Source organism: uncultured Flavobacterium sp., from assembly GCF_951805225.1.
Classification (GTDB): domain Bacteria; phylum Bacteroidota; class Bacteroidia; order Flavobacteriales; family Flavobacteriaceae; genus Flavobacterium.
The window spans coordinates 2,389,025-2,402,800 of record NZ_OX638201.1; the positions used below are offsets into that span (position 1 = coordinate 2,389,025).

Here is a 13,776-nt window from a genome sequence, read left to right on the forward strand (position 1 = left end):
TTGTTTTTATCTTGAATGGTCTACTGCATTTTCGGCAATTCTTTCTACATAATTTAATTTCTTGTTTCCAAACTTATAGGTCGCCGAAATTCTAAAAGCTCTGGGATCCTGATAGTTTCTAAATGTCTGGTAAATATTATCTACCGTAGAAACTTTATTCTCTGTCATTGATTTTAAAATATCCGTAACATTCAATTCGATCATCAAATCTTTTTTCAGCAGTAAAAATTTCATTCCAAAATCAAGCGCACATTGTTTTTTAATCAAAGCTTCCTGACTGATGTTTTTAGAACGATACCAAAAACTTAAATTGGTGGAAATATTTCTTGATGAATTGAAATAAAACTGATTGTTTATCATACCATACCAGCCCCAGACGTCGAGATCCTTTATAACCGGAACTAATGATGTATTGTACTTATAGTATCCTTGTAACTGTAAATTTGTTTCAATGGTATTATTATATTTTATAAAAGCATTACCTGTAAGCTGAAGCGCGTTTAAATCCATATAGCTCAACACTTTATGAGCAACGACATAATCTTCTGTGAAATTGGTTAAAGACCAGTAATTATCTTTTGTGTTTGAATACGATAGGCCTAAATCGTATTTTGATTTGAATGAATAGACCAGATTTAAATTATTTGTTGTTGACGGCTTTAAAAACGGATTCCCTAAATAATTTTCATAAGCGTTATAAATTCCTAAAGAAGGGTTTATAAATCTATACAACGGCCTGTTGAAAAACTCTGAATAGGAAAAACTTATTTTACTGTCTTTATTAAAAATATAACTTGCATTTACATACGGAAACAACTTTAAATATCTATCATCCAAATCCTTATGTGTTAAATCTGAAACATATCCGTTTATAAATGTATTTTCGAGTTTTAAACCAACTTGAAGATCCAGTTTTCCAAAATTCTTTTTAACATCCGAAAATACAAGCTGTCTGTTTTCGATGTAAGTACAAATTGGTGACAATTCTAAAATCTGTACATAATCAGTATCAAATTTTCTAAAATGCCTAATGTTATAATCAGATTCAATGTATATCCATTTTCCTCCCACATTAAAATCAAATAGACTTGTAGATCCATGATACAAACCATTGAGCGTGTAGATATTCAAATCTGTACGTCCGTCATGATAAACCGTATAATTACGATTAGGAATTGCAGCACCATTTACATCATAATCCTGCCCATATGTGTTTTGGTTATAATCCCAAGGTCTTTGCAGCCAGTCTGCTTCTATGGTTAAAAATTCATTTTTATTAAAATCATGCCTTAACAGCACATTCAAAGAATTCCGTTTAAGGTTCGAAACCAATCTCTTACTTCCCACATAATATTTATTCAACTCATTGTCTGATGTATTATAAATATCAATATTCGTTTTAGTGTCTAATATGTTCTCATAAGTATCATTCATAGACGAAACATTTATTTTTGTTTTATCCGAAATCTTGTACTGAACATCAATAAAACTCACAAAACTGTTAAAGTCATAATCTGTAGTTCCGGTGCCTATAAATGATAAATCAGGAAAAAAAGTACTTACATCATTTTCTCTGAAAAATTTCTCGCGTCCATAACTTATACTTGTATTGACTTTCCATCTTCCTTTATTATAAACCAGATTCACGCTATTATTAAAACTCGGAAACTTATGCTGTTTGTACACTGATTTTACTGCGCCGCCAAAATATTCACCTGATTCTTCTGTCTGACTTGGTTCTTTTATTGAAACACTTGTCTGTGAAAAACCTAAAAAAGGAATAAACAGCAAGCAGAATAATTTATATTTCATTTACAATTTTTATTTTTTTATTGATGATTCTTCGCAGCCCTTTTCAAGATGTTATTCCTGAAAAATGGCTGTGTAGATATCTTCTTTTGCAATAATTTTATTTAATATTTTTTTATTGTGCTTCAAATTATTTCCTTCAAGCATGTTTTGGTGCTCTCCTTTTCCGGTTATATAACTTATCGTTTCAAAGTTTTCTTCCCATTTTTTGTCGTCGTTATTTTCTGCTTTTACCAGTACTAATTCGGATGACAATTTGTTTGTGTATTTCAGATTTTTCAAATAATTGATATAGGCTATTCGTTTTTCTTTTGCCTGAGCAAGTATTTCCTGCATATTTTCATCGATTTCTGTTCCTAAATCAAATCCTTCAGCAGCGAGTTCTATATTTAGTTTTTCTTCGTTAAGAATTACCGAATCAAACATTATGATTCTCGAAACAGTTCTGTTGAGTTTATTTATAAGATGATTTGCGACTTCATACGATAAATTTCCTCCCGCTGACCAGCCAAATAAAACGATGTCCCCATTTTCCTGAATCTCATTGATTTTATGCGCATAATAAGACACTGTATCAGCTTCATTTTCTATAAAATTGAAGGATATAAATCTGGAATCTTCATTGTTTTGAAACAAGTCTCTATAAGCGCTTCCGTAACCCGCAATTGGAGGAAAAGCAAAAACTGTATTTTGAGAATCACTATTACCGTATTCATAAAAATCTTTATCCGAATCAAAAATGGTGTTCAAATGATGTTTTACTATTTCGGCAATCGTATTAAAACGAAACAGCGAATCGACAGGATAATTTGCCGCAAATTCTTTATTCATTTTAATAATTGTGTTTATTGCCGAAATACTGTTTCCGCCTAATTCAAAGAAATTATCGGTAATTCCAACTTTTTCAAGACGAAGAACTTCCTGCCATATTTCGACAATTTTCTTTTCTGTCTCATTTCTTGGCGCTGTATATTCTGTTCTTATCAGGTCTTCTCCGCTAATTCCCGGCAGTGCTTTTCGATCTGTTTTTCCGTTAGGTGTCAAAGGCAGACTATCCAGAGCTATATAAAATGACGGCACCATATATTCAGGCAGTTTTCCCAGAAGATAATTTCTTATGGCAGCCTTGTCTATTTCGATCTCACTGGCATAATAAGCTGCAATTACTTTTTCGCCATTTACTTCTTTTACCTCAACAACAACTTGTTTTATATCCGCCGAATATTGAGAAAAACAAGTTTCGATTTCTCCAAGTTCAATTCTAAATCCTCTAATTTTTACCTGATGGTCATTTCTTCCTAAAAATTCAATATTTCCGTCTGGAAGCCATCTTCCTAAATCTCCTGTATCGTACATTATGCTTCCGGACTTAAACGGACTTGCAATAAATTTCTCTGCCGTAAGTTCTGGTTTGTTCAAATAACCTCTTGCTACACCTGCTCCCGCAACATATATTTTTCCAAAAACTCCGCTAGGAACCGCTTGAAGTTTTTTGTCTAATATGTAGAGTTGTGTATTAGAAATTGCTTTTCCAATTGGTATTGATAAATAGTCTTTCCGTTTAATTTTAAAATATGTACTGTACGTTGTATCTTCAGATGGACCGTATAAATTATACACTTCAATCTGGTCTAAAGGCAATCTTTGTATAATGCTGTGAGAGATTGGCTCTCCGGCCATGTTTAAAATATTTACAGTATCAAACGAAACTCCATCATCTAAAAGCTGATTTACCACAGACGGAACAGTGTTTATTAATAAATTCTTGTCTTTATCAATATGGTTTTTAATTTCCAATCCATTTTTCAAGAGCTTGATTTTCTTTCCGATTGAAAGTGTATAGAATATTTCAAAAACAGATAAATCAAAGCAGTAAGACGTTACAGCATATACAGTTTCAAATTTAGTACTGTCAAATTCTGCGTTTGACCAGTCTATTAATGCCACTGCATTTCTATGCTCAATCATAACCCCTTTAGGATTTCCTGTAGTTCCTGAGGTGTAAATTATATACGCTAAATCATTTGCTGTATTTGTTCTTTCAGTATTTACTTTAGCATATTCTTTCCCGCTGTTATAGAATAATTCCAGTACATTTTCGTCAATTACAACTTTGCTGTTGCTGTCTTTTTCTATATACTCAATTCTTTCCTGAGGATATGATTTATCAATTGGTACATAAGCGGCGCCCGTTTTTAGGATTCCTAAAAGTGTAACAATCATTTTCTCGCTTCGATCTAATTTAATACCAACTAAATCGGCGGTTTCGATCTTGTAATTCTCTATTAAGTAATTGGCTAACTGATTTGCCTGCTCATTGATTTCTTTATAAGTGAAGCTTTTATCTTCAAAAACAACAGCAATATTTTCCGGTGTTTTCAAAACCTGATCTTCAAATAAATCGATCATTGTTTTCTCTTTCGGATACGCTGTCGAATTATTATTATAATCCAGCAATAATTTCTTTTCTTCGGCAATTGTTAGATAATCAACCTCATCTACAGCGCGTTTAGGATCGTCAATTACTTCATTAAATAAATGTTCCAAATGCCCAAATATCGAGTCTATAAATAAAGAATCGTATATATCTGTATTATAATCTATGCTGAGAATTAGTTGCTGTGTTTCAACAAAAGTGAAGGTTATATCCAGTTTTGCAATCTTGTTTTCAAACTCAAAACCTTCAATTTCTATTCCGTCTAATGCTGTATGGTTTGTTAGGTTTTTTAATTGGTTTTGATTTTGAAGCACAACCAATACGTCAAACAAAGCAGAACGGCTTAAATCTCTCTTTAAATTTAGATTATCTACTAATTCATCAAGCGAATATTCCTGATGCTGATAAGCATTTAAGAGTGTTTCTTTCTCTTTATTTAAGATATCCAGAAATTGATCTTCTTCTTCAAACTTTGTTCTAATGGCCAATGTGTTAAGGTAAAGTCCCAATTGATTTTCTAAATCCGGATGTTCCCTGCCCGCAATTGGCGTACCTACAATAATATCATCCTGATTTGTATATCTGTACAACAGCGTTTTGATACCCGCCATTAAGGTCATAAACAACGTAACATCGTGCTTTTTTGAAAATGTTTTTAGTTTTTCTAAAAGCTCACTCGTGAATTGATGCGATTTATTATCACCATAATAAGTTTGTACCAAAGGTCTTTTCTTAAAGCTCGGAAGTTCTAATACAGGCAATTCTCCTGTAAATTGGTTTAACCAAAAATCTTTTGACTTTTGATATTTTTCCTGCTGAACGGCCTCATTAATCCAAACAGCATAATCTTTGTAATGAAAGTTTAACTGTGGAAGATTGGCAGGTATTCCCTCAACTATTGCGTTGTATATTTTTACTACTTCGGAAATTAATAACTGCATCGACCATCCATCACCAATTATATGATGCAGGCTGATGAAAAAGATATGCTCATTTTCATTTGTTTTAATTAAAGAAGCTCTTATTAAAGGGGCTTTTTCCAGATTAAAAGCAATCGCATTTTGTTCTTTTATGTATTGCGAAACAGCAGATTCCTGTTTTTCTAAATTGCTGAAATCTTTCTCTGTTATTTCAAAAACAATCTCGGCTGCAGGTTTTATAAACTGGCGTATTTGTCCGTCTGAATCATTTTTGAAACCTGTTCTTAATATCTCATGTCTGTCAATTAATAAATTAAAAGTTTCCTTAAATTTTTCCGTATCCAAATCACCTTTTAATTTTATAGCTGCAGGCATATTATACGCCAGCGGACCTCCCTCTAACTGACTCAATATCCATAATCTGTACTGCGAAGACGTTAACGGATAATTATCCGCAGCAATTGCCTGAGGTATTGCTTCATATTCGTTTTGGTGCAACTCTTTTGAAAGAGATTCAATTGTAGGACTTGAAAAGAAACTTTTAAACGAAACCGTTTTATTTAATTGCTTGTTTAGTCGATTAATAACTTGCGCTACAATTAAGCTGTGTCCGCCAAGCTCAAAGAAATTATCAGTAATTCCTATTTTTTCAAGACCCAGAACTTCCTGCCATATTTCGGCAATTTTCTGTTGAGTTTCATTTTTTGGTTCAACATATTCTCTTCTAATACCATCTTCTCCCGTACTATTTGGAAGTGCTTTACGATCTATTTTTCCGTTTGGCGTTACCGGAAAACGTTCCAGGGCTATATAGAACGAAGGAACCATATATTCCGGCAGTTTTCCTAAAAGGTACTCTCTTATTTCTTTTTTATCGATTTCTTCATCCGATACGTAATAAGCGATCAGCATTTTTTCTCCGTTTACTTCTCTTACGAGAACAACAGCTTGTTTTAAATGAGAAGCATATTGCAAAAGATTGGTTTCTATTTCGCCCAATTCAATTCTAAATCCTCTTACTTTAACCTGATGGTCGTTTCTGCCTAAAAATTCAATATTTCCGTCCGGAAGCCATCGCGCAACATCTCCCGTATTGTACATTTTCGTTCCCGGAATAAATGGATTTTCAATGAATTTTTCGGCCGTTAAATCTGGTTTATTTAAGTAACCGCGCGTTACGCCATCTCCAGCTATATATACATTGCCAGAAACACCAAGAGCCACGGGAAATAATGCATTGTTAAGGATGTAAACTTGTGTATTTGAAATTGGACGGCCGATAGAAAATGGCTTGTTTTTGTTATACAAAAATTCGATCGAAGTAACAGTAGTTTCCGTTGGTCCGTATTTATTATAAAAATTACAAAAAGTACTCCATGATTCTGCCAGTTTTTCTGAACAGATATCTCCTCCTGACAAAACTCTCTTTAAACTAAATTTATCAGAAGGTTTCAATTTACTTACTACTGATGGAACAGAATGAAAGTGCGTAATCTTATTTTTAATTACAAATTCTTCCAGTTCAATTTCATCTAACAGTACTTTTCTTGGCAGAATATATAAAGCCGCACCATTTAAAAGCGCTAAAAATGTCTGCTCAACAGAAGCATCAAAAGAGAAATTCGAAAGCTGCAGGATTCTCTCAGTTTCCTCAATTTTAAATTCTTTTGTTTGGGAATTTATTAAGTTGATTACGTTTCTGTGCTCGACCATTACTCCTTTTGGATTTCCAGTCGTTCCGGATGTGTAAATAATATAGGCTAAATCGCTCGGACTGTTTATTTTTTCGATATTTAAACCTGAGTATGTTTCTCTTGTTTTGTAAAAAGACTCAAAAATATTCTCATCAATTACGATTTTACAATTACTGTCTTTTTCTATATATTCAATTCTTTCCTGCGGATAAGAAGAATCGATTGGTACGTAAGCCGCGCCTGATTTTAATATTCCTAATAGCGTTACAATGATTCGCTCGCTGCGTTCTAGTTTAATTCCCACTAAATCGCCCGTTGTAACGGCATGATTTTCTCTTAAATAATGCGCCAGCTGGTTTGCCAGTTCATTAAGTTCCTGATATGTAAGCGTGGTTTCTTCAAAAACAACCGCAGTATTATTTGGTGTTTTCCCGAGTTGTTCTTCAAATAAATCGATTAGTGTTTTATTTTTTGGATAATCTGCCGAAACGCCATTAAAATCAGATAATAATTTAATTTTCTCCAGTTCCGTTAAATAATCCAGTTGATCTATGGATTGTTCAGGATTGTTGATTCCGGCATTGAATAGATTTTCCAGATGTCTGAATAGAGAATCGATTAAAAACTCATCATAAATATCTGTATTGTAATTAATTGAAAGAATTAATTGCTGCGTTTCGACAAAAATAAAACTGATGTCGAATTTTGATGTTTTGTTTTCAAAATCAAAAGCTTCTACATCTAATCCTGTTAAAGTGCTATTGTTTCCTATATTTTTTAACTGCGCTTGATTTTGAAGCACAATTAAGATATCAAACAAAGCAGAACGGCTTAAATCTCTCTTTAAATTTAGGTTTCCTGCCAGTTCATCAAAAGAATAATCCTGATGTTGATAAGCGTTTAAGAGCGTTTCTTTTTCTTTATTTAAAATATCCAGAAAAGTATCACCCTGCTCAAACTTTGTTCGAATGGCAAGTGTATTTAAAAATAACCCAAGCTGATTTTCTAAATCCGGGTGTTCCCTGCCGGCTATTGGCGTACCAATAATAATATCGTCCTGATTGCTGTAATTATGCAGCAGTGTTTTTATACCCGCCGTTAATGTCATAAACAGCGTTACATCGTGTTCACTTGAAAAGGCTTTTATTTTTTCTAAAAACGCACCAGAAAACTCATATAATTTTACGGCACCATTGTAGGTTTGAACCAAAGGCCTTTTTTTAAAGCTTGGAAGTTCTAATACCGGAATTTCGCCTTTTAATTCGTTTAACCAAAAATCTTTAGACTGTTGGTATTTTTCCTTCTGGATTTCTTCATTAATCCATACTGCATAATCTTTGTAATGAATGTTTAAATCCGGTAAATTGACTGAAACTCCCTGAATTATGGCGTTGTATGTTTTTACAATTTCAGAAATTATTAACTGCATCGACCATCCGTCTCCAATAATATGATGCATACAAAGTGAAAATATATGCTCATTATCTTTCAATTTAATTAAGGAAGCTCGTATTAATGGCGCTTTTTCCAAATTAAAAGCAATAGCATTCTGTTCTTCTAAATACTGTACAACAAGATTTTCCTGTTCTTTATGATTGCTGAAATCCTGTTCTTTTACTTCAAACTTAATTTCATTTGCAGGCGTTATATATTGCTGAATCTGCCCTTCTGAATTGGTTTTAAAGCTGGTTCTTAATATTTCATATCGCTGAATTAACAAACTAAAGGTTTCCTTGAATTTAGCAGTATCTAAATCGCCTTTTAATTTAATCGCCGATGGCATATTGTACGCCAAAGAACCTCCTTCTAGCTGACTCAAAATCCAAAATCTGTTTTGAGAAGCCGTTAATGGATAACTTTCTCTGATTTCTGCTTTTGGAATAGCGGCATAATTATCCTGATTTAAAGTTTTACTCAACGCATCAATTGTTGGGTTAGAGAAAAAGTCCTTAAATGAGACTGTTTTATTCAGCTGTTTGTTTAGTCTGTTGATAACTTGTGCGACAATTAAGCTATGTCCTCCCAGTTCAAAGAAATTATCGGTAATCCCTATTTTTTCAAGACCAAGGACTTCCTGCCAGATTTCGGCCATTTTCTGTTCGGTTTCGTTTCTTGGCGCAATATATTCTCTTCGAATGCTGTCTTCTCCATTAATTCCCGGTAAAGCATTACGATCAGTTTTTCCATTTGGCGTAAGCGGTATAAAATCCAGAAGCACATAAAAAGACGGAATCATATATTCCGGTAACTTTGTCTGAAGGTAATTTCTAATCTCGATCTTGTCAATTTCGATATCCGAAACATAATAAGCGACCAAGACTTTTTCGCCATTTACATCTTTAACCTGAACAACAACTTGTTTTAAATTGGATGAAAATTGTAAAAGGCTTGTTTCAATTTCGCCCAATTCAATTCGGTAACCTCTTATTTTTACCTGATGATCATTTCTACCCAAAAATTCAATAGTACCGTTTGGAAGCCATCTTCCTAAATCGCCGGTATCGTACATTCTGGTTTCTGAAATAAACGGATTTGGTACAAATTTTTCGGCTGTAAGTTCCGGCTGGTTTAAATATCCTCTTGAAACTCCGTCGCCGGATAAATATAGTTTTCCGCTTACGCCAATACCTGCCGGCTGTAAATTTTGATCTAATACATAAGCCTGACTGTTTGGAATAGGTTTTCCTATTGGAATTGTGATATACTTTTCATTCTGAATATCAAAAGTTACCGAAAAAGTCGTGTTTTCTGTTGGGCCATAACCGTTTACAATTTTTATGGATGGATTACTTTCAAAAACTTTTTGAGTATGTTTTGGCGATACAACATCTCCTCCAACTATTAATTGATTAATGCTTTCAAAGAAACTGATATTATCTTCAACCACGCTGTTAAACCACGAAGCCGTCATCCAGAGACTATTAACTCCGTTTGTTTTTACAACATTTTCTAATGTTCTTAAATCAAGTAAATCGTCCTGACTGGTTAAAACTAAAGTTGATCCGTTTAATAAAGTTCCAAAAAACTCGATTGTTGTGGCATCAAAAGATATCGAACCTGTACTTAGCAAAACTGTATCTGTGTGTAATGGAAAATAAGTACAAGGCTTAACCAGTCTTATTACATTGTGGTGTTCTACCATTACTCCTTTTGGATTTCCGGTTGAACCGGAAGTATAAATAATATAGGCTAAATGTGACGGCAAATTTATTGTATCAGGGTTTTCAGTTGAATATCTGAATCTCTGGAAATTGAACATCATCAGTTCGTCTTCATCAATAACAGCTTTACAATTGGTATCTTTTTCAATGTAATCTATTCTTTCCTGCGGATAATCTGAATCGATAGGAACATAAGCGGCACCGGATTTTAATACTCCTAAAATTGTAATAATTAACTGTTCGCTTCTGCCTAATTTTATCCCAACAAGGTCGTCCGGTTCGATATCGTAGCTCTCTCTTAAATAATAAGCAAACTGATTTACTTTTTCATTAAGTTCTTTATAGGTTAATTTTAATCCTTCAAAAACTATTGCAATATTATCCGGCGTTTTATGTGCCTGTTCTTCAAACAATTCAACAATCGTTTTATCTCTTGGATATTCCGCTGCCGTATCATTAAAATCGTATACTAACTGTTTGATTTCATTTGGCGAAAGATAATTTATACGCGAAACAGGAAGGTTTGGTTCTGCAATAACTCCTTGCAGCAAAGTACCAAAATGCTCTGTAATTTTTTCTATAAAATCTATAGTATAAATATCTGTATTGAATGTTATATTAAGATTTAATTCATTTCCAAATTCATCAAACGTAAATTCTAAATCGTACTTAATAAGTACATTTTGTACATTTTGATAGTTTTGAATTGTTATGTCTTCCAGCTGTTTTGAACTGTTGTTGTCAGTCATATTCTGCAATATTAACATCACATCAAATAACGGACTGCGACCTGCTTCTCTTTTTAGATTTAAATTTTCTATTAATTCATCAAATGGATATACCTGATGTTCGTAGGCTTCTAATGTTTTGTTTTTAACATTCGATAATAACTCCATAAAGCTGTCCTGCCCGTCAAAATGAGTTCGTAATGCCAGAGTATTTAGATAAAGTCCCATTTGATTTTGCAAATCAGCATGTGGTCTTCCTGCAATTGGGGTTCCTATTATTATATCATTTTGATTGGTGTATCTATAAAACAAAATGTTCAATAAGCTTGTTAATCCCATGAAAAGTGTGGCTTCCTGAGACTGGCATAAATTGGAGAATTGTTTTAAAATTTCAGAATTAAAACTTCTTTTTACGATACCGCCATTAAATGTTTTGCTTAAAGGTCTTGTTTTATATACTGGTAAATCAAGAATAGGAATTGTATCCTGAAATTGTTTTAACCAATATTCTTTATGTGCGGCATTATTATCTCTTAACTGGTTTTGCTGCCACGCTGCGTAATCTTTATATTGAATTTGTAAAGGAAATAACGGGTTCGAAAGATTGTTAATAAAGGCATTATACAGAACAAATAACTCATTGATCATTAATTGTATAGATAAGCCATCTGTAATGATATGATGAATTACAAGTACAAAAACAAAAGTATCGTCTGCGGTTTTAATTAGTGTGGCACGAACAAGGCTGTCTTTGGATAAATCAAATGAAAATTTTAATTCTTTCTCTATTAGAATATGTAGGTTTTGAGAATCATTCTCCTGAGATAAATCTTCTGTTCGAAACTTAAAATCCAGATTTTTTACAGAAACAATTTTTTGTCTCACTTCGGCATTTTCTGTTTCAACAAAATTTGTTCTTAAAGATTCATGGCGTTCAAGCAATGCATAAAATGCTTTTTCGAGTGCCTCAATGTTTAAGTTTCCTTTTATTTCAAATATGCTGGGAATATTATAAACGGTATTTTGTTCTTCTAACTGACATAGAAGCCACAAACTTTTTTGCGATGATGATACGATATAAGTTTCCGCCTCATCGATATTTGGAATATCAATATGGTTATCACTTAAGTTTTGTGAAAGCTTGATAAAATCAATTATATTTTGCTTGTGCAATTTAATTTCTTCTAATAACTCAGGTGTCAGAACTCCTTTTGGAGCGTTAATATCCAGTTTATCTCCAGATAAGTTAAGTTTTATGTTTGAAGACCTTAATTTTTTAAGTAATGTTTGCATCGCTATATCGTATTATATACTTGTCTGTAATTATTCCCTAATTTATTCTCACACGCCTACAGAGGATTATTAAAAACCTTTGTTATTCGTGTATATTTTTTTAAACCAAGCTGTAGTAGTCTGCTTTTTTCTTGCTGTACAAGATTTCTTTCTCTCCAAATAATCTTTCTGTAATGATTTTTCTTGAATTACATTCGTTAATTAAGTGGTTCGATTGAATGATAGGATTTGATTCGTCAGTATATTTAATACTGCTGATAAACTCACACCAAGGCTCTTGTCCCATCGCATATACATAAACTTCCAGCGGATTAAAAACATCTACCAAATGCATTCCTTTGGCAAAATCAGATCCGGCAAGTCTTCTGGATTGATCGTGTTCCTTTGATAATTCGGTTACAACCAGCGGACCGTATAACCAGGTTAATGGAGCGCCATCGCATTCCATTCCGAGGAAAACAACATCAACATCGCCAATTATACGGTGTGTGTTTTCATATAATTTCTTTTCAAGAATTCTGGAATCAGCAACAAAAAGCAGCGAGAATTCTTCGATTTCAACATGATAGCAAAGTTTTGCCTTTATATCCAGATCGCTATGTTCTCCTGTAAAAGGAATACCGGTAATTTTACAATCTGAGAAGTTTATGGTCGAGAATTCTTCGATTTCGATAATATTATTAAATCCAATATTATTGAACATTAGTTTTAAGGAAGGATCCTGAAGATGTCCTCCTCCTGAACGCGGTACAATAATGTTTTTAATTTTATGTCGAAGCGGTAAAAGCGTTTCAAGCAAGATATGATCCTGATGGTTGTGTGTTATCAAAACATAATCTATTTTTTCCGGCAGTTCATAATCAGAAAAATGCTCAACGCTCGATTGATATCCATAGTAACTAATTAATGGATCTACGAGTATGCTTACATCTTTTGTCTCAATTAATATACAGGCATGTCCAAAATATCTCATTCGTATTTTATCGCCTTCATAATTTGCATAAGGTACTGACGGAGTTTCTGTAAAGAATGATTCAAATAAAGCGCTCTCTGTTTCATTTAAATCCCCCGCCAATTCTCTTATTTCATTGTAAGAACGCGGTGTTCTTTTCATTTTACTTAACTCATCTATAAATTGATGATCAAAAGGCATGTCTAAATGCAGTACATCTTTCTCATCTAATCTTGGAGTACTTAAACAAAATGGGCGCGAATCATTATTGGTAACCCACAAAGCCAGACTCTGATTGCTTTTATTGTAAAATTTGCTGTTGTATAAAAGCTGTTCGTAAAATCTAAAAGAAGGATTTCCGTTTAGATCATATACTAACTCTACATATCCTTTTAAAATATCCGGTACATTTTTGTAAAGTTCTTCCATCGATTGTCCTTTGGCTTCTTTATTGAGCATCAAAACCAGTTTTCTAATCGCCATCGAAAGATTAATCAGCTCTTTTTGATTCACAAAAGTTGATTCCAGCAGTTTTCTCACATCGGCAGAACGATCTCCATCATAATCCATAAAAGGTCCGCCCAGCATTTTAGGATCTTTAACAGCATCATGATGAACAGCAGGCGATTCTAAGTAAGAATTCATAATCTCGATATGTCTCTTAGTTACATTCATAGCTGCAGTTGCAGGCGATATTAAGTGAGACCACGCATACCATCTTTCTATTAAAGGTTCTATAACAACGTTCGGTTTTAAATAAACTAATCCTTCCATTTCAAAAT

At 33.3% G+C, this 13,776-nt stretch carries 3 protein-coding genes; all 3 read right to left on the reverse strand.

The features are described from left to right. Window positions 1–6: 6 nt before the first annotated feature. The 3 genes from WN975_RS09785 to WN975_RS09795 all read right to left on the reverse strand — a co-directional run bounded on the left by WN975_RS09785 (window position 7) and on the right by WN975_RS09795 (window position 13,768). Window positions 7–1,812 (reverse strand): outer membrane beta-barrel family protein, encoded by a 1,806-nt coding sequence (locus tag WN975_RS09785; protein ID WP_337966369.1) that lies wholly within the window; start codon window positions 1,810–1,812, stop codon window positions 7–9. A 51-nt stretch (window positions 1,813–1,863) separates the two neighbouring features. Next, window positions 1,864–12,042 carry an amino acid adenylation domain-containing protein gene (locus tag WN975_RS09790; protein ID WP_337966370.1) on the reverse strand — a complete coding sequence of 3,393 codons (10,179 nt, stop codon included), beginning with the start codon at window positions 12,040–12,042 and terminating at the stop codon, window positions 1,864–1,866. A 100-nt stretch (window positions 12,043–12,142) separates the two neighbouring features. After that, window positions 12,143–13,768 carry an MBL fold metallo-hydrolase gene (locus WN975_RS09795; protein ID WP_337966371.1) on the reverse strand — a complete coding sequence of 542 codons (1,626 nt, stop codon included), beginning with the start codon at window positions 13,766–13,768 and terminating at the stop codon, window positions 12,143–12,145. Window positions 13,769–13,776: the final 8 nt, after the last annotated feature.

Excerpts from the sequence above, each read along its gene's own strand:
- WN975_RS09785 (WP_337966369.1), bottom strand. The coding sequence starts at position 1,812 with ATGAAATATAAATTATTCTGCTTGCTGTTTATTCCTTTTTTAGGTTTT.
- WN975_RS09790 (WP_337966370.1), bottom strand. The coding sequence starts at position 12,042 with ATGCAAACATTACTTAAAAAATTAAGGTCTTCAAACATAAAACTTAAC.
- WN975_RS09795 (WP_337966371.1), bottom strand. The coding sequence starts at position 13,768 with ATGGAAGGATTAGTTTATTTAAAACCGAACGTTGTTATAGAACCTTTA.